The organism is Hafnia paralvei, assembly GCF_020150375.1.
GTDB classification, from domain to species: Bacteria; Pseudomonadota; Gammaproteobacteria; order Enterobacterales; family Enterobacteriaceae; genus Hafnia; species Hafnia paralvei.
Window position 1 is genome coordinate 4,054,112 of record NZ_CP083737.1, and the last position, 17,495, is coordinate 4,071,606.

Here is a 17,495-nt window from a genome sequence, read left to right on the forward strand (position 1 = left end):
TGGAAACACAAATGCTGACGGGCGGACGAAACCTTTCACCGTTGATGCATAAATTCAGATGCCCTAGATGAAATGCATCCTAGAACCGCCATCAGGGAAGATGGCGGTAGGTCGAGGGCGTACAGGATGTGCGCTCTGAGACCGGTCGGCCAAACGACGCGGTAAAAAGCGCGAGAGTCGAGAGGTTGCGCGCTGGCAACCGCTCGTCGGACGCCTACGCCAGCAGTTTCATGGAAACACAGATGCTGACGGGCGGACGAAACCTTTCACCGTTGATGCATAAATTCAGATGCCCTAGATGAAATGCATGTCCCTCTATTCTCCCGCTATCTTCATTGCTTCCAGCAGCGCAGAACCACACTGAATATTGCTACGCAGTTCTATATCATCACCAAGGGTGACCAGATTCGACCACATATCTTTCAGGTTACCCGCAATCGTCACTTCGCTGACCGGATATTGGATTTCACCATTCTCGACCCAGAAACCTGCTGCACCACGGGAATAGTCGCCGGTGACACCGCTTACGCCTTGCCCCATCAGCTCAGTAACCAAGAAACCAGTGCCCATTTTTTTCAGCATATCTTCGAAGCCTAAACCTTGCCCTTTGATACGCCAGTTATGGATCCCACCAGCATGCCCAGTACTTTGCATACCCAGCTTACGCGCTGAATAGCTGGTCATCAGCCAAGTCTGTAATACGCCATTTTCCACAATATTGCGTTCAACGGTACGTACCCCTTCGCTATCAAACGGTGTAGAAGCCATCCCTTTCAGTAAATGTGGCTGTTCGTTGATGGTTAACCATTCAGGCAGAATTTGCTTACCTAGACTGTCGAGCAAGAACGTCGATTTGCGATACACACTGCTACCGCTGATAGCACCGACTAAATGGCCAAACAGACCGGTTGCCACCTCAGCCGCAAACATGACTGGCGCTTCCATCGTCGGCAAGCGGCGTGGCGCCAAGCGGGAGAGCGTACGGCGCGCGCACTCTTCCCCTACCCACTCAGGGCTTTTCAGATCGTTAATGTCACGGGCGATGGTATAGGCATAGTCACGTTCCATATCGCCGTCATGCTCGGCGATAACACAGCTAGAGAGCGAATGACGACTGGAGCTGTAGCTTTGCAGCATACCGTGGCTATTGCCAAAAACTTTAATGCCATAGTGACTGTTAAAACTGCCGCCTTCGGTATTGGTAATACGCGGGTCAAATTTCAACGAGCTCTGCTCAGCGCGCGCAGCCAGTTCAATACCACGTTCTGCATCTAATTCAGCAGGGTGAAACAGATCGAGATCCGGCGCATCAAATGCCAGTAACTCTTTATCTGCAGGACCGGCAAAAGGATCGGGTGAAGTATAGCGTGCAATATCCAGCGCAGCCTGTACCGTACGAGCAATAGCGTCTGGGCTAAGATCCGTTGAGGATGCGCTCCCCTTACGCTGCTGGTGATAAACGGTGATCCCCAACGCGCCATCGCTGTTGAATTCAACATTTTCAACTTCACCAAAACGAGTACTGATGCTAATGCCCGTGGTTTTGGTGACGGCCACTTCGGCGGCATCCGCGCCGGCTTTAGCCAGTTCTAACGCCTGTGCTACGGCGTTTTCCAGCGTCTTGCGTTGTTCTGCAACCTGAGTGATTACTTTCATCAATCTGCCATAATTATCAGAAATGGATTAAACCACCGGCGCAATCATCGCCGTAGGCCGTTATGATTGGCACCTAAAACGGCGCCAGTTTCTAAAACTAAATTAACTCTGAGTTTATCAGGAACTGAGATCAATTTCGCACAATCGCTGAAACCCACGCAAAACTGCCAACGCTTACGGATCACCGACCGTATAACTTGGACAAAAGTAAAATTAAGTGGGGTTCTTTACCTCAAGATCGTATTCACTACTCACTTTTAGACGCGCTACGCGACGATAAATTGTGTTAACCGGCTCGCAGGGTTATTATAACCCTCATATTTAGGGAGTCAGTGGCTATAATGAATAGCAGGATGCTGATCGCTGAAATCATGGCTGACGGGTGAATCCTTAAAAGGGTGAAGGGAAGCCATCATCACTTCACTCACCCCAACAAAACGGGGCTAGTGACGATTCCTCATCCTAAAAAAGATCTCCCCGCCAATACCGTAAAAAGCATCCGGCAACAGGCTGGGCTTTAGCTTCACCACCAAGAGGTTTCCTATGCTTTATCCCATTGCTATTGAATCCGGAGATCAACACCATGCTTACGGTGTAACCGTGCCTGATTTACCGGGGTGTTTCTCTGCCGGTGATACGCTCGATGAAGCGATAGCTAACGCCAAGCAAGCAATCATTAGTCATATTGAATTGCTGGTTGAAATGGAAGCCGATTTTCCAATGCCATCAAAAATCGAAGATTTATCAAACAAAGCTGAATATCAGGAATACATCTGGGCTATCGTCGAGGTTGATGTTACTCGCCTCATGGGCGGCGCAGAAAAGATTAACGTCACGCTCCCTAAGTCATTGATTGCCAGAATCGATCGCGTCGTTGCCTTACATCCTGAATATAAAAGCCGATCCGGTTTTTTAGCTCAGGCTGCGCTCGAACAGGTAACAGTGATAAAATAGAAACAAATTTGCGATAGACATGATCTCCTTAATTTCATGTAAATCATTCAACATGAATCCTGCACAACCTGATAGGATTAGCGTCTTTTTTTAAGGAATCAGATATGCAGAAGCATCCAGACGAAGACTGGTTAGACGAAGTACCCGAAAACGATATTGATAAAGACGAAGATGACGAGATCATCTGGGTCAGCAAAAGCGAAATTAAACGTGATGCCGAAGCCCTGAAAGATCTGGGCGCAGAGTTGGTCGATCTAGGCAAAAATGCGCTGGATAAAATCCCGCTGGATGCCGATCTACGTGCCGCAGTTGAATTGGCACAGCGCATCAAAAAGGAAGGCCGTCGCCGCCAGCTACAGCTGATTGGTAAAATGCTGCGTCAGCGTGACCCTGAGCCAATCCAGATTGCATTAGACAAGCTCAACAACCGTCACAACCAGCAGGTTGCTCTGTTCCATAAATTAGAACAGATCCGCGATCGTTTGATCGACGAAGGCGACGATGCTATCTCGCTGGTTCTGGAACTCTATCCGCAAGCCGATCGCCAGCAACTACGCTCGCTGATCCGTAATGCGAAAAAAGAGAAGGCCACCAATAAGCCGCCAAAGTCAGCCCGCCAGATTTTCCAATACCTGCGCGAACTGTCTGAAGAAAACGAGTAATGGCGCCTCTGCCAGTGCATCTTTCAGCGACATTTGGCGCTGAAGGCTGCACTGTTGCAGCCATATGTAAATCGACGGATTAGACCGTTTTCTCCAACATATTAAAACGCAGCGCCCCTTCGAGTTCCTCTTCCGCCTCTTCAAAAAGCAGAACCAGCGCAGCAAAGCGGCGTTTTTTACGACCGTTAAAATTGACAAAATCGATTTCGACCGGAAGTTTAATCCCCCCCGTCACCGCATCCCACAGCGCATCTAGATTGTTACCAAATTCGCTATCAAGGGAAAATTCATGACTAAACTGACGATAAAAAGCCGGAAGATCGGCGATATGATTAAAATCGAATTTAACTTTATTCATGCTGATCACTCCATTTTTGTGAACGTGCGATAGTGATCTCGCGTTATATAAATCAGTCCATCGTTAGAGTAGATCAGTCGATCTGCCTGACGACGTCCGCAATGATAATTGATATCCGCTTCTCGCCATACGCGTTTGGCTTTTTGCGGTAAACGCTTTTCGCGATTAGAAAAACGATCGCCACCAATCGCTCTACCAGGAACCGCACTACACAAATTGCCTGCACTCGCATCCCAACCTTCCGCTCTTGCCTGTTTTTTCGTGATATAAAAATCAGGCAGGCGTTGATGTTCTCGCAGATAACTCACTACGCGATCCTGCTGTGTTAACTGTTCAATGCTTTCTGAAGTAGAAACCGAAGCCGACTTCCCTTCATGACTGCTGACGGCCGCTTGGCTGTTCAGAAACGCCACTCCGCTCAACGCCAGAATGATCAGTAACCCTGTCCATAAACGCTTTGCCATACACCCTCACCAGACCATTGCTTAAAGGTTTAAAACACGAATAACTGCGAGAAATGAAACAAAAATGAATCCACACTTTTTATTTTTGGCTGCCAGATAACCGGCAAGGATTCAAAACTGCATTTGCAGCCTTCGTACTTATCATAATCGTTGAATAGGGAAACACCAGTAGGGATAAGCTGAACAAATAGGAAAAACCATCAGAGCGAGGCCAAAGTGGGTGAATACTCAACAAAAATCGTATCCACCCATCAATGGATTATAGATTTCCGAGGTGAAGTGTTTTCACTTCCATGAATTCCTCAAGGCCCAGCGTTGAACCTTCGCGGCCTAAGCCAGACTCTTTCACGCCGCCAAACGGAGCCACTTCAGTAGAAACCGAACATTCGTTAATGCCGATCATGCCACTTTCCAACAGCTCAGATACGCGGAAAACACGTGACAGATTTTGAGTATAGAAATAGGCCGCCAAACCAAATGGCGTATCGTTAGCACGCTTGATCACTTCCTCTTCCGTTTTAAAACGGTAGCAGGCTGCAACAGGACCAAAAGTCTCTTCCGAGGCCATCAACATATCTTCGTTTGCTTCAGCAATCAGCGTTGGCTGGAAGAAGTTGCCGCCCAATGCATGGCGCTGACCTCCTGCCATCACTTTACCGCCGTTTTCCAATGCATCTTTAACGTGCTGTTCAACCTTATCGACACCCTTCTCGCTCACCAATGGACCAACGCTAACGCCTTCATCCATGCCGTTGCCAACTTTCAGCTTACGTATTTCATCGGCTAAGCGGCTTACAAACGTGTCATATATGCTGTCATGCAGATAAATACGATTAATACACACGCACACCTGACCCGCATTACGGAATTTGTTCGCCATGATACCTTTGATCGCAGCCTCTAAATCCGCATCTTCAAAGACGATGAATGGCGCATTGCCCCCCAACTCCATGGACACTTTCTTCATCGTTTCCGCAGCGTTACGCACCAAAGTTTTACCGACGCCCGTCGAGCCAGTAAACGAAATCTTGCGCACATCTTTGCTCGCCATGATCGCGTCGCTGATAGCCAAAGTATCACCTGAAACCGCGTTCAATACGCCATCGGGGACGCCTGCTTTTTGTGCCAATGCCAGTAAGGCAAACGCACACAGCGGCGTTTCATTGGCTGGCTTTATCAGCCCAGTGCAGCCAGCCGCCAAAGCCGGACCTAATTTGCGTGTCAGCATCGCCAGCGGGAAATTCCACGGTGTGATCGCCGCCACCACGCCAATAGGCTCACGCGTCGCCCAAATACGCGATCCCGGTTTAACCGGTGGAATGATCTCGCCATTGGCGCGTTTAGCTTCTTCGGCAAACCACTGAATGAAACTCGCCGCATAATCCACTTCGCCCATCGCTTCTTTTAAGGGCTTACCCTGTTCTGCGACCATCAATTCAGCCAAGAAAGGCTTATTTTCAACGATCAGGTGATACCAGTTTTGCAAGATCTCAGACCGCTGCTTGGCTGTCGTTTTGCGCCACGCGGGCAACGCTTCACTCGCTGCGCGAATAGCGGCCTGAGTCTCTTTCTGTCCTGCATTGGCGACTTTAGCTACCACTTCTCCCGTTGCAGGGTTTGTGACTTCATAGGTATTCGAGGCGTCCTGCCATTGACCGGCAATAAAATAGCCCGTTTTAAAGAATTCATTTTTCTTAAGTTTTTCGTGTAATGGGTTCACTTCAGCCTCCAGAATCACTGCGGTACTCATCGATACGTCGTTCTATGAGTGGTAAATAAAATGCACACTTGAAGAGTATAGAGGAAGATTTTTGAGGTGGGGGAAATTCGCTGTATCAGGTTATACAACAAAAAATGGCACCCGCTAGGTGCCACTGGTGACCGGCTGCGACTTATGTGGCGAATAAACTATCCAGCGACGGTGCAGTTAAGCAGTGTAAATCGGCAGTTTGGTGCTGCCACGCGGCATAATTTCAAAGCCAACGTCGCACACTTCACCGTGATAGTTTTCATCACTGCCCATTTTCAGCATCATTTCTGCCGTCCGGGTTGCGATGACATCAGCATTAAGATTGACGCTAGAAAGAGAAACTGGCGACATCCAAGCACTAGAGGGAAAATCACCGAATCCCAAAATGCTAAGCTGATCGGGGACGCGAATACCGCGATCGCAGGCTTCCATGAGTAGCGCACTAGCAATCGCGTCGCTGGTACAAAAAATACCATCCATCCCGCGCTCTTTAATCAACGTTTTCGTGAGAGTTTCTCGGCTCGCCTGATAAATATTCTCGGTGCGTGGAATATCCACCAAAGTGACGCTAACGCCCAGTTCGGCGAGCGCATGGCAAAACCCTTCATAACGTTTACGCGCGCGTATATCCTCCGCAAAACGCGTGGTGAAGTAACCCAGTTTTTTACAACCTGACTCCACGAGAAAACGCGCGGCTTCATAGCCAATATGTATATGGTCATTGCCTACCTGAGCGGAGAAATTACTTCCATCAACCTGCCACATCTGCACCACAGGCACACCGCTATTTTCTAGCATTTTTAGCGTTTCTGGCTTGTGGTCTGCACCAGCAATGGCAATCACCGCGGGTGACCATTGCAAAATAGCACGCACCTGCGCTTCTTCTTTTTCCAGATTATGGTCGTGAGAGGCGATCGATAGCTGATAACCTTGCTCGCTGACCGTACGCTCTATTTGCTGGATCACTCGGCTAAAAATAATGTTGGCCAACGATGGCAACACCACCGCCATGCTGCTGCTGCGTCCACCGGTGAACTGACTGGCAATTTTGTTATGAACATATCCCAGTTGATCTATGGCGTGTTGGATTTTTGCTCCCGTACGCTCAGACACCTTTTCCGGATAACGGATATACAGCGACACCGTCGAAGGGGAAACTCCTGCCTGCTGAGCTACGTCATCAAGTTTTATGATTTGTCGTGATCTTTGGCGCATTGATATCGTCTGTACTCGTTCAGGGCGCCATCAAGTTGCAGCCGATAACGAACGGTGATGGCGTCGTTTCATCCAATAGATCAGCATCAGTGCAACAGCCCAAACCGCAGCGATGAGGAATGGATAACTTTGAGGGATCCCCGCAGGGTCTGCGATTCCAGCGGGCGACAAAGTGATATAGATACTGATTAACGCGGCAATCATCATAACACTCGTCAGGTTAGCGTACTTCCATTTTTTCATCGGGATAGGGTTGAGGTTCGTGGCCGGCGGGTGAAAATCTGCCGGTTTTACTATCCCTAAAATCAACATCATTCCTACTTCCAAAACAAATAAAATCCCCATCACATGAATAAAGTGCAGGCTCAACGACTTATCCAAACCGGCGAAAGTATAAATACCATAAGCGACAATATGGAAAATTAGCGTAAATTTAGCCGCACAGGCAGGAACACGACGAGTCAGAAATCCCACCAGAACAATAGCGATAATTGGCACGCTGTAAAAACCGGTAAAGCGGCGCATCAGATCGAAAATACCGTTCGGCGTATTTAGCAACAGCGGAGCAATCACTACGGAAACCAGCGAGAAGAAAATGGAGGCGATTTTCCCTACCCGCACCAATTTCTTTTCATCCTTACATCCACTAATGGGTCCATACAGATCGATAACAAACAGCGTAGCGCTGGAGTTAATAATTGAATTAAAGTGGCTCGTCACCGTGCCAAAAATAGCCGCGGCAAACATTCCGGTTAGCCACCAAGGTAGTACGGCTTTCACCAACGCCGGATAGGCAAAATCCGCATGGTTTAACGTCCCGCCAAACAGATTAAACGCAATAAGACCAGGCAATACCATTACGACAGGAACCAGCAACTTAATAATTCCCGCCAGCAACACGCCTTTCTGGCTTTCAGCCAGCGAACGGGCACCCAGAGCACGTTGAATAATCATCTGATTCGTGCACCAGTAAAACAGATTCGCGCACAGCATACCGGTAAAAATAGTGCTAAATGGCACAGACGCGTTCTTATCGCCAATGGCATTAAACTGCTCCGGATGATCGGCAATGAGCTTGCGAGCACCATCCCAAAGCGCGCCATCCCCAATAGCGACTAACCCCAGAATAGGGATCAGAAGCGCAGCGACCAGCAAAATGACTCCGCTGATAGTATCCGACACTGCCACCGCCTTAAGCCCGCCAGCGGTGGCATAAATCCCGCCAATCGCTCCCATAGCCAGTGATAAAACAGCAATCGAACTCTGTGTAGAAAGCGCCGTAATTTGTTGGAAATCGAAAAGCTCATCCATGGTGATAGCACCAAGATATAGGCTGCAAGGGTTAGCCATTACCGCATACCCCACCAGCAGCATAATACTCACCATACGGCGCGTAGTGATATCAAAGCGCTCCTCTAAAAACTGCGGCATGGTGGTAATCCCACGGCGTAAAAAACGCGGCAGGAAAAATAGCGCCATCGCGATAATGGCAATCGCTGCCGTGCTTTCCCATGCCATTCCACTGATATCAAAACGGTATGCGTTGCCGTTTAACCCCACCAACTGTTCTGCCGACAGGTTAGAAAGCAAAAGCGAACCGGCAATGAAATAACCACTCAACCCACGTCCGGCCAGAAAAAAACCGTCAACACCCGATTCTGATACGCCTCGTGTTTTTCGATATGAATATAGCGCTACGATAAGCAAAAAAAGCACAAATGTGGAAAGCGTCATCACCATAACCATTTTTCTTCCACCTATAAAATAACTTACTTTTTACTATTGCACGGGCGTTATCGCGTGAAAACAGATCAAACAACGGAAGTATGACATAGATTATAAAATATCCAGCAAAGCAGTTTGAAATCCGCTTTAGATCACAAAATCAACTTTAACCATCTTGTTAATCGTAGCGCTACGATATTACTGTAAATAAAACATCAATCACCAAGGCAACTAACACATGTTCAATCATGATCATCTCAAGCGTCGAGAGATTTCGGCGTTGCGTAGTCAACGGTGGTACGCACCAAACACGATTCGTGCGTTTGCCCATCGCCAACGTAGCCAGCAAATGGGCTATCGGCGTGAAGAGTTTCTCGGCAAACCAGTCATCGGGATTATTAATACCTGGAGTGATATGAGCACGTGTCACACCCATTTGCGTGAACGTGCGGAAGCGGTAAAGCGCGGAATTTGGGCTGCCGGCGGTTTTCCTGTTGAATTGCCTGCGCTCTCGATGGGTGAAGTGATGGTTAAACCCACCACCATGCTATATCGCAACTTTTTGGCCATGGAGACCGAAGAACTATTGCGTCAGCATCCTATCGACGGCGTCGTATTGCTCGGAGGGTGTGATAAGTCAACGCCTGCGCTCCTAATGGGTGCCATTTCGATGGATATTCCTGCCATATTCTGCCCTGCGGGGCCGATGTCCTCAGGCAAATGGCATGGGCAGGTCACTGGCGCGGGCACACATACTAAAAAATATTGGGATCAGCTCCGCTTAGGTGCCATTACCCAGCACGATTGGATTGAGTTGGAAGGTGCGATGACGCGCTCCATCGGTACCTGTAACACCATGGGCACCGCCTCCACCATGACCTCAATTGCCGACGCAATGGGCTTTACCCTACCGGGAGCCAGCTCCATTCCAGCCGCTGATTCTCGTCATCCCCAAATGGCATCATTATGCGGGGAAACCATCGTCGATATGGTGTGGTACGACCATAAACCATCGAACTGGCTAAAGCGCGAGAATTTCCTCAACGGTATCGCAGCCTATTTGTCGCTCGGTGGTTCAACTAACGCCGCGATTCATCTTATCGCCATGGCTAACCGTGCAAAAGTGCAGCTCACGCTGGACGATATGGCTGAACTCGCTCGTCATATTCCTGTCCTTGCCAACCTATTCCCATCCGGCGAAAAGCTGATGGAAGAGTTTTACTTTGCCGGCGGCCTGCTGGCACAGCTCAGCAAAATTACAGATTTCCTCCATCAGGAGAGCGTTGGCGTCACAAATCAACCTGTTAGCCAATGGCTGGAAAATGCCCACTGCTATGACGATGACATCATCCGTAACCTCGATAACCCTATCGTTCCCCTTTCACAAGGATGCGCGTTAACCGTGCTGCGCGGTAATCTTTGTCCCAACGGCGCCGTAATGAAATCTTCTGCCGCCAGCCCCGCGTTACGTCACCATCGCGGACCTGCGCTGGTTTTTGATACCCATCAACAGCTTTCAGATTGTATTGACGATCCGGATCTCGACGTCACTAAAGACAGCGTCATCATTTTACGCAACGCCGGACCTGTCGGCGCTCCTGGGATGCCTGAATGGGGAAACCTTCCTATCCCTAAAAAACTCCTTCAGCAGGGCGTTACCGATATGGTGCGCATCTCCGACTGCCGCATGTCCGGTACCCACTACGGCACCTGCATTCTGCACGTGGCTCCTGAAGCCGCCGTCGGTGGGCCATTAGCGCTGGTACAAACCGGCGATCTCATCGAACTGAATATCGATGCTGGAACGCTAAACATGCTGGTCGATGACACCACACTAGCCCGCCGCCGCGCCGATTTCCAACCAACGCATCGGGTCTTTCAACGCTCGTGGGCGGCCCTCTACCAACAGCATGTGACCCAAGCAGATGAAGGCTGCGATTTTGACTTTTTACAGGCGGGCAGCGATGTCCCTGAGCCACCCATTTTCTAAGGAACTGTAATGAACATTTTTAAACAAGCGATAACGAGCGGCTCCGTGCAGCTAGGTACTTGGATGATGACGGGCAGCGACACCGTAGCCGAAGCGATGGCCACCGTAGGTTTTGATTTTCTAGTGCTCGATCAAGAACATGTCGCGGTCGACACGCTGGACGCCATACGTATCGATCGCGCCATTCGTAGCGTAAATCCTCGCATCACACCGCTGTATCGGTTAGCTGGAAATGAAACTGTGCTGATTAAACGCGCATTAGATGGCGGAGCAATGTCCCTAATGATCCCCTTTATCAATACGGTAGAAGAGGCTCAAAAAACGATTGAGTCAGCCTATTATCCGCCATATGGAAAACGTGGTTTTGCGGCTATGCATCGCGCATCTATTTGGGGAAGCAATCCCGATTTCGTTGCACAAGGACGTGACGATCTGTGCCTGATTTTGCAGATGGAAACCCCAGAAGCAATCGGCAACATCGCTGAAATCGCCAAGTTAGAAGGCGTAACGGGCTTCTTTATCGGCCCCGGTGATTTGTCCGCTGCAATGGGATATCCCGGCAACCCATCGCACCCTGAAGTACAGGCTATGATTAAAAAAGGCGTCGATGCCTGCGTTCGCCTCGGAAAGCCTTGTGGCATCGTCGGAGGTAACCCTGAGTTAGCCAATAAATATCAAAGCATGGGGTTCCGCTTCGTCGCACTGGCTTCGGATATGAGTTTCTTGCTGGCTCGCGCCAAAGAACAGTTGGCGGCTATTCGAGGCATCTCGCTCACAATTAGCGGTGGTGAGGTGTACTGATGGTCACGCTGATTGAAAAAAGCTGTGGCAACCTAACGCTTAGCGTCGCCCCCGAGTTGGGCGGCACTATCGCAGCGCTGAACTGGCGCGACTGCGCCATATTACGGCCGTTGCAGATAAACGGTGAGCTACGCGCCAATCTTTGCGGCAGCTATCCGCTGATCCCATGGTCAAACCGAATCGCACAAAGCCAATTTTCCTTTGCAGGGCAAACGTGGCAGGTAGCGAAAAACTTCGGCGATCACCCTCATGCCATTCACGGCAATGGATGGCAAGCCGCATGGAAAGTCACCTCGGAATCGTCAAACAGCATTTTGCTGGAGATGACCCACGACGCTTCTGAAGCTTGGCCATGGCCCTATCATGCCATCCAATTAATGGAACTCAGCGAGCACGCTTTACGCGTCAGCATGACATACATCAACCAAGCAGAGACCTCCGTTCCGGTTGGATTAGGGTTTCATCCGTTTTTTGCTCACGCTAGCGAGTGTGAAATCTGTTTTGTGGCAAAAAAAGTGTGGCTTAACGATGCCAGTGCCCTGCCAAGCCAAGAGTCTGAAATTCCTAAAGAATGGGACTATAACACCTTCCGTCAACCGCAATTTGGCTCGGTTGATAACTGCTTTACAGGTTGGAACGGCAGCGCTCAAATCCGTTGGCCTCGCCGTGATATTACCGCAACCATCTCTTCCGACACCGTAACCAACGCCGTGCTGTTTATTCCCGGAGCCGAGCGCAATGTGGTTGCTATTGAGCCTGTCAGCAACATCAACAATGCCATCAACCTGCTTCCTGTTGGCAGTGACGATCGGGCAATGCGGCTATTACCTTCAGGAGAGCGGTTTACCGTATCAATGGAAATAAGGATCGCCGAACATGCATAAGCCCGAACCGCTGTTTGATTATCAGGGGCATCTTCCCGAGTGTCCAACATGGGACAGCAGTACACAGTCCCTCTACTGGACGGATATTTTACAAAAGGAGATCCACTGCTATCGGCCAGAAAGCAATCAGCATCAGGTGATCGCCATGCCTGAAGAAGTAGGCTGTTTTGCGCTACGGGAACAAGGCGGATTTATTGTCGCCATGCGTACCGGCATCTGGTTAACCGATAAACAGGGATCGCTGCAGCAAAAAATCTGCGATAACCCTAACAATCCACAGCTCGCACGCTTTAACGATGGTGGTACCGATCCTCATGGGCGCTTCTATGCAGGCACCTACTGGGGACCGCGTGACTACAACGGAGCGTTACTGTGCCGCGTTGATGCCGCACTAAAAACCACGGTGATACAGTGCGACATTCTCGGTGCCAACGGCTTAGCGTTTTCCCCCGACGACCGTTGGATGTACACCAGCGATACACCAAACCACGTGATTTACCGCACCGCTCTTGATGAGCAAGGCCAGCTCGGCGAGCGACAGGTTTGGAAACGCTTTTCATTAGGAAACGGACGCCCTGACGGAGCGGCCATGGATAGCGAAGGCTGTTACTGGACGGCCCTGTTTGATGGATACCGTATAGCGCGTTTTTCACCACAGGGCGAATTACTGGAAGAACACCCACTACCAGTACGCTGCCCAACGATGGTCTGTTTCGGCGGATCACAGATGAACACACTATTTATCACCACTACCCGAGAAAACATGTCGCAACAGGAGCTACTGGAGCGTCCACTTTCCGGCGCAATTTTTACCCTTCAAGTCTCGGCCACCGGGATACCAAAACCTAAATTTAAAGAGAACTGATATGAAAACTATTGGATTTATCGGGCTGGGCCTGATGGGCGAAGCCATGTCTAAAAACATCGTTGAAAAATTTGATGGCGAAGTACTGGTTTATGACCTCAACCCTAAAGCCGTTGAAAATTTGGTCGTTTCAGGAGCCACAGCGGCTACATCAATCGCGCAAATAGCCCAACAGGCGGATGTCATTATCAGCATGGTGCCTCGTTCAGAGCACGTGCGAAGTGTCTATCAAGAAATGTTACCGCATCTGCACAGCGGTCAGATCACCATTGATATGTCGACCATTGAGCCCTCAGTGTCTGAAGCTATCGCCAAAGAGGTTGCCCAAACCGGTGCCATCATGCTGGATGCCCCCGTAGTGAAATCCGTTCCTGCCGCAGTTAAAGCAGAATTAGGCATCTACATCGGTGGCGACAAACAGGCATGGGAACAAGTTCGCCATATTCTCGCCATGATGGGCTGCAACCAGATCCATATGGGACCCAATGGTCGTGGCCTGGTAATGAAGATGATCCATAACGTGATGGTCGCCGGCATTCAAAACAGCGTGAATGAAATGCTCACCGCGGCAGCGGCGTTTGATATTCAGTGGCCCGATATGCATCAAGCCATTTCCTACGGCGGTGCCACTAATTTCTACCTCAACAGCAAAATTGACAGCCTGATTGCCGCCAACTTTGCTCCCGCATTCTCACTACAAAATATGGCAAAAGACGTCAACATCATGAAATCCATGATGAATGAATCTGGACTGCATCTACCGGGCGTCGATGTCATTAAGGCTGTCTACGATCAAGGGCTAAACACAGGCATCGGCAGCGAAGATTTTTGCGCCACCTTAAAAGTTGTTCGCTCTCAATCACAAGCCTGAGCTCCGGCAGAATAAGGAAATAGAAAATGAACTACCAAGAAAATGTTCAATACCAATCGCTCAAAAATAAAGTCGTCGCCATCACCGGAGGAGCCAGTGGTATTGGTGAGGAACTGGTTCGCGCCTATGTGAATCAGGGAGCGAAGGTCGCGTTTATGGATTTCAACCGCGAAGCGGGTGAAACGTTAGCGCTGGAGTTAGGCTGCCTATTTTTGGAGTGCGACGTCACCAACATCGAACAACTCAAATCCTGCTTTGTACAAATTGCAGGGAAAATTGGCGATGTCGATATTCTCATCAATAACGCGGGCAGTGACGATCACCACAAAATCGACGATATAACCGAAGAGTATTTTAACAACCGCATCAACGTTAACCTACGCCATCAGCTTTTTGCCATTCAAGCCGTTATCCCTGGGATGACCAAAAAAGGCAGTGGCAGCATCATCAATATGGGATCGATTAACTGGATGCGTGGGCGTCCAGGGCGCGTGTGCTACTCCCTTTCTAAAGCTGCAATCCACGGATTTACCCGTACTCTTTCACAAGAGTTAGGTGCGCGCGGCATTCGGGTCAACAGCTTAGTACCCGGCGCTATTCGCACTGCTAAGCAAGATGCGATGTGGGCCAAACTGGATCCTTCAGCGGTGAATCAGTTTATCGAACTACAGGCATTAAAAATCCGTCTGGATGGTACGCACTGCGCACGCTTGGCACTGTTTTTAGGTTCTGAGGAATCATGCGGTTGCACAGGGCAGGACTTCGTGGTCGACGCAGGATTGTCACTCAACTAAGGAGGGGATATGGATTTCTTTACGTTACTCACCCCGGATGGTGTGCCGCTTGAGACGTTTTCCATCCTTGTCGTTGTCGGCGTGATGTTTCTCTACACCTTTGTTGGGATCTGTGCAGGCTTTGGCGGTGGTTTAACATCCATGCCGTTAATTACCATGGTGTTACCATTAAAAATGGCCGCCCCCATGTCAGTCATCGTGGGAACAGGTACCGCATTGTACGCCACTTGGCTATCACGCAAAGAAACAGACTGGAAATCGGCAGCGGTGTTAATTATCTTCTCGTTGCTCGGTATTCCCGTAGGCCTATATGCACTTTCGTATTTACCCGATCACATCATGAAAATCGGGCTGGGCGGGTTCATCATTTTGTATTCGTTTTACAGCCTATTTATCCCGCGTTTGCCCGTTTACGACAAACGCTGGATCGCAGCGCCAATGGGGGCAGTAGCAGGCGCATTAGGTGCGGCATTCTCCACTAACGGACCACCAGTGGTGATGTACGGTATGCTGCGCAATTTAGGTCCCGCAGCGTTTCGCGGCACGTTGAATGCGTTTTTTACTGCCAACAACATTGCCATCATTGGCGGACTGACCACCAGCGGCATTCTCACTATCTCCACCGTGAAGCTCGTGGTTCTGTGTATTCCAACCATGATCCTAGGATCTATCGTTGGGCAATATGTCCATAAGCGTATCTCAGTAAAAGTATTCAGAATTATGGTGTTTTTACTGCTGATCGCCTCAGGAGCGATGTTAATCAAAGGCGCAACAGGAATATCTGCGTTAGCCGCGTTGCTGCCAGTATTTAGCGTTTTGGTCATCTTCCAAGTGTTATTTGGCAAGAAAGTTGCCGCTATTCGTGCCGCCGATGAGGCAGCCAAAAGCGCAACCTGACGGCTGTTCGCTAAAAGAAATTCTGGTTGGAGATACTGAAAAAGAAGAGCCCCGTAGATGAACTACGGGGCTGAACGCATACTGATTAAAACTTATTTATAAATCCTAACCTTGCAGCTTTTGCCTTTAATTTTACCTTCTTGCAGCTGCTTATAGGCTTTTTTGGCCGCCGCTTTGCGAATGGCGACATAAGCGTGGATCGGGAACATATCAATTTTACCCACATCGGCAGCGGTTAATCCCGCATCACCGGTAAGTGCGCCTAAAATATCGCCCGGACGGATTTTCGCCTTGCGGCCACCGTCGATGCACAGCGTTACCATTTCCGCCTCAAGAGGTTTCATCGGCGAAGCCATCATTTTATCGGCAGACAACCAGTTCGGCTTCAGGCCAATATAATCTTCCAACGCATGTGCCCGAACCATTTCAGATGGCGCAACGAAGCTAACGGCCAAACCTTTCTGACCCGCTCGCGCAGTACGGCCAATACGATGAACGTGAACTTCCGGATCGAAGGACAGCTCGTAGTTCACAACCATTTCTAACTCTTTGATATCCAAACCGCGCGCAGCGACGTCAGTCGCGACCAGCACACGGCAGCTACGGTTAGAGAATCGCACCAAAACCTGATCGCGTTCACGCTGCTCTAAATCGCCGTGCAGTGCTAATACGCTGATATTTTGCCCAGACAACGCGTCATAAACGTCTTGGCAATCACGCTTCGTATTACAGAACACCACGCATGAGGCGGGTTGCAGATTGCTGAGTAATGCCTGTAGCAAAAGCAGTTTCTCACCGCGTGACGTTTCATAAAACTGCTGTTCAATATCAGGCAATGCAGAAACGTCACCCGTTTCAATCGTGACGGGCTCACGCTGAACGCGGGCGCTAATGCGCTCAATGCCCTGCGGATAGGTCGCAGAGAACAGCAGCGTCTGACGAGCGGTTGGCGTATAGCTGATAACATCATCGATAGCGTCCGCGAACCCCATATCTAGCATGCGATCAGCTTCATCCAACACCAGCACCTTCATTGCATCCAGACTGACGCTTTTCTTGCGCAGATGCTCTTGGATACGTCCAGGCGTACCCACCACAATGTGTGGTGCATGGACTAACGAATCCAACTGATGACTGATTGGCTGCCCGCCGCAGAGGGTGAGAATTTTGATGTTCTGAGTGAAACGGGCTAAACGGCGCAGCTCTTTGCTAACCTGATCGGCCAGCTCACGAGTTGGACAAAGCACCAGCGCCTGAGTCGTAAACTGCATGACGTCAATCTGCTGGAGCAGACCAATACCAAAAGCGGCGGTTTTACCGCTACCGGTTTTGGCCTGCGCCCGAACATCGCGGCCTTCCAAAATGGCGGGTAATGCAGCGGCCTGCACGGGCGTCATGGAGGCATAACCAAGTTCAGCGAGGTTTTCAAGCTGCGCTGCTGGCAGCGACAGGGAAGCAAAGGATTGGGTCACAACAGTTACTCTAATCAGGCAAATAAAATAGGGAGGAGCAAGTTTGCTGTTTTACTCGGTCATTCGTTCATGACGACAACAGACTTGTACACATAGAGGCACATAATAGCAGAGAAGCACTTAGGCGAGCAGAAGTA

17 protein-coding genes are annotated in these 17,495 nt (G+C 49.7%); 10 read left to right on the plus strand and 7 right to left on the minus strand.

Annotation, left to right across the window (positions count from 1 at the left end):
- Positions 1–315 precede the first annotated feature (315 nt).
- A complete protein-coding gene (pmbA, locus tag K9N75_RS18835) occupies positions 316–1,656 on the minus strand; it encodes a metalloprotease PmbA (RefSeq protein ID WP_008815237.1) in 1,341 nt (446 codons plus the stop codon).
- A gap of 386 nt (positions 1,657–2,042) precedes the next feature.
- Here pmbA and K9N75_RS18840 point away from each other — a divergent pair, with 386 nt between their 5' ends.
- The 3 genes from K9N75_RS18840 to yjgA all read left to right on the plus strand — a co-directional run bounded on the left by K9N75_RS18840 (position 2,043) and on the right by yjgA (position 3,272).
- Positions 2,043–2,177 (plus strand): type II toxin-antitoxin system HicA family toxin, encoded by a 135-nt coding sequence (locus K9N75_RS18840; protein ID WP_105375245.1) that lies wholly within the window; start codon positions 2,043–2,045, stop codon positions 2,175–2,177.
- Between the two features lie 22 nt (positions 2,178–2,199).
- On the plus strand, positions 2,200–2,610 hold the full coding sequence (locus K9N75_RS18845; RefSeq protein ID WP_004097419.1) for a type II toxin-antitoxin system HicB family antitoxin: 411 nt from the start codon (positions 2,200–2,202) through the stop codon (positions 2,608–2,610).
- A gap of 104 nt (positions 2,611–2,714) precedes the next feature.
- On the plus strand, positions 2,715–3,272 hold the full coding sequence (gene yjgA / locus K9N75_RS18850; protein WP_039184825.1) for a ribosome biogenesis factor YjgA: 558 nt from the start codon (positions 2,715–2,717) through the stop codon (positions 3,270–3,272).
- A 79-nt stretch (positions 3,273–3,351) separates the two neighbouring features.
- Here the strand turns inward: yjgA and K9N75_RS18855 are convergent, their stop codons facing one another.
- The 5 genes from K9N75_RS18855 to K9N75_RS18875 form a co-directional block, all read right to left on the minus strand.
- Positions 3,352–3,630: a barstar family protein gene (locus K9N75_RS18855; protein ID WP_039184822.1), complete on the minus strand. Its 279-nt coding sequence runs from the start codon at positions 3,628–3,630 to the stop codon at positions 3,352–3,354.
- Between the two features lie 5 nt (positions 3,631–3,635).
- Positions 3,636–4,094, minus strand: a complete 459-nt coding sequence (locus K9N75_RS18860; RefSeq protein ID WP_008815240.1) for a ribonuclease domain-containing protein — start codon at positions 4,092–4,094, stop codon at positions 3,636–3,638.
- A gap of 259 nt (positions 4,095–4,353) precedes the next feature.
- A complete protein-coding gene (locus tag K9N75_RS18865) occupies positions 4,354–5,844 on the minus strand; it encodes an NAD-dependent succinate-semialdehyde dehydrogenase (RefSeq protein ID WP_224451994.1) in 1,491 nt (496 codons plus the stop codon).
- 177 nt (positions 5,845–6,021) lie between these two features.
- Positions 6,022–7,059 (minus strand): LacI family DNA-binding transcriptional regulator, encoded by a 1,038-nt coding sequence (locus tag K9N75_RS18870; protein ID WP_008815242.1) that lies wholly within the window; start codon positions 7,057–7,059, stop codon positions 6,022–6,024.
- A 30-nt stretch (positions 7,060–7,089) separates the two neighbouring features.
- Entirely contained in the window at positions 7,090–8,805 is a 1,716-nt protein-coding gene (locus tag K9N75_RS18875) for a solute:sodium symporter family transporter (protein WP_224451995.1), read from the minus strand.
- A 217-nt stretch (positions 8,806–9,022) separates the two neighbouring features.
- Between K9N75_RS18875 and K9N75_RS18880 the strand changes: the two genes are divergently transcribed.
- The 7 genes from K9N75_RS18880 to K9N75_RS18910 are packed head-to-tail and all read left to right on the plus strand — an operon-like array spanning position 9,023 to position 15,886.
- Positions 9,023–10,774 carry an IlvD/Edd family dehydratase gene (locus K9N75_RS18880; RefSeq protein ID WP_008815244.1) on the plus strand — a complete coding sequence of 584 codons (1,752 nt, stop codon included), beginning with the start codon at positions 9,023–9,025 and terminating at the stop codon, positions 10,772–10,774.
- Between the two features lie 9 nt (positions 10,775–10,783).
- A complete protein-coding gene (locus K9N75_RS18885) occupies positions 10,784–11,575 on the plus strand; it encodes an HpcH/HpaI aldolase family protein (RefSeq protein ID WP_224451996.1) in 792 nt (263 codons plus the stop codon).
- Entirely contained in the window at positions 11,575–12,459 is an 885-nt protein-coding gene (locus tag K9N75_RS18890) for an aldose 1-epimerase (RefSeq protein ID WP_224451997.1), read from the plus strand. Before K9N75_RS18885 ends, K9N75_RS18890 begins: the two co-directional genes overlap by 1 nt.
- Positions 12,452–13,324: an SMP-30/gluconolactonase/LRE family protein gene (locus tag K9N75_RS18895; RefSeq protein WP_224451998.1), complete on the plus strand. Its 873-nt coding sequence runs from the start codon at positions 12,452–12,454 to the stop codon at positions 13,322–13,324. Before K9N75_RS18890 ends, K9N75_RS18895 begins: the two co-directional genes overlap by 8 nt.
- A 1-nt stretch (position 13,325) precedes the next feature.
- Complete coding sequence (locus K9N75_RS18900; protein WP_096080287.1) at positions 13,326–14,195, plus strand: NAD(P)-dependent oxidoreductase; 870 nt, start codon at positions 13,326–13,328, stop codon at positions 14,193–14,195.
- A gap of 26 nt (positions 14,196–14,221) precedes the next feature.
- On the plus strand, positions 14,222–14,989 hold the full coding sequence (locus K9N75_RS18905) for an SDR family NAD(P)-dependent oxidoreductase (RefSeq protein WP_061059540.1): 768 nt from the start codon (positions 14,222–14,224) through the stop codon (positions 14,987–14,989).
- Positions 14,990–14,998: 9 nt separating this feature from the next.
- Entirely contained in the window at positions 14,999–15,886 is an 888-nt protein-coding gene (locus K9N75_RS18910) for a sulfite exporter TauE/SafE family protein (protein WP_008815250.1), read from the plus strand.
- Positions 15,887–15,978: 92 nt separating this feature from the next.
- Here K9N75_RS18910 and dbpA read toward each other — a convergent pair whose 3' ends face one another.
- On the minus strand, positions 15,979–17,358 hold the full coding sequence (dbpA, locus tag K9N75_RS18915; protein WP_371419421.1) for an ATP-dependent RNA helicase DbpA: 1,380 nt from the start codon (positions 17,356–17,358) through the stop codon (positions 15,979–15,981).
- Positions 17,359–17,495: the final 137 nt, after the last annotated feature.

Bases quoted from the DNA above. Each gene is read 5' to 3' on its own strand.
- pmbA (WP_008815237.1), bottom strand. From the start codon at position 1,656: ATGAAAGTAATCACTCAGGTTGCAGAACAACGCAAGACGCTGGAAAAC.
- K9N75_RS18870 (WP_008815242.1), bottom strand. From the start codon at position 7,059: ATGCGCCAAAGATCACGACAAATCATAAAACTTGATGACGTAGCTCAG.
- K9N75_RS18865 (WP_224451994.1), bottom strand. From the start codon at position 5,844: ATGAGTACCGCAGTGATTCTGGAGGCTGAAGTGAACCCATTACACGAA.
- K9N75_RS18895 (WP_224451998.1), top strand. From the start codon at position 12,452: ATGCATAAGCCCGAACCGCTGTTTGATTATCAGGGGCATCTTCCCGAG.
- K9N75_RS18885 (WP_224451996.1), top strand. From the start codon at position 10,784: ATGAACATTTTTAAACAAGCGATAACGAGCGGCTCCGTGCAGCTAGGT.
- K9N75_RS18855 (WP_039184822.1), bottom strand. From the start codon at position 3,630: ATGAATAAAGTTAAATTCGATTTTAATCATATCGCCGATCTTCCGGCT.
- K9N75_RS18900 (WP_096080287.1), top strand. From the start codon at position 13,326: ATGAAAACTATTGGATTTATCGGGCTGGGCCTGATGGGCGAAGCCATG.
- K9N75_RS18860 (WP_008815240.1), bottom strand. From the start codon at position 4,094: ATGGCAAAGCGTTTATGGACAGGGTTACTGATCATTCTGGCGTTGAGC.
- K9N75_RS18845 (WP_004097419.1), top strand. From the start codon at position 2,200: ATGCTTTATCCCATTGCTATTGAATCCGGAGATCAACACCATGCTTAC.
- K9N75_RS18880 (WP_008815244.1), top strand. From the start codon at position 9,023: ATGTTCAATCATGATCATCTCAAGCGTCGAGAGATTTCGGCGTTGCGT.
- K9N75_RS18875 (WP_224451995.1), bottom strand. From the start codon at position 8,805: ATGGTTATGGTGATGACGCTTTCCACATTTGTGCTTTTTTTGCTTATC.
- K9N75_RS18890 (WP_224451997.1), top strand. From the start codon at position 11,575: ATGGTCACGCTGATTGAAAAAAGCTGTGGCAACCTAACGCTTAGCGTC.
- K9N75_RS18910 (WP_008815250.1), top strand. From the start codon at position 14,999: ATGGATTTCTTTACGTTACTCACCCCGGATGGTGTGCCGCTTGAGACG.
- K9N75_RS18905 (WP_061059540.1), top strand. From the start codon at position 14,222: ATGAACTACCAAGAAAATGTTCAATACCAATCGCTCAAAAATAAAGTC.
- yjgA (WP_039184825.1), top strand. From the start codon at position 2,715: ATGCAGAAGCATCCAGACGAAGACTGGTTAGACGAAGTACCCGAAAAC.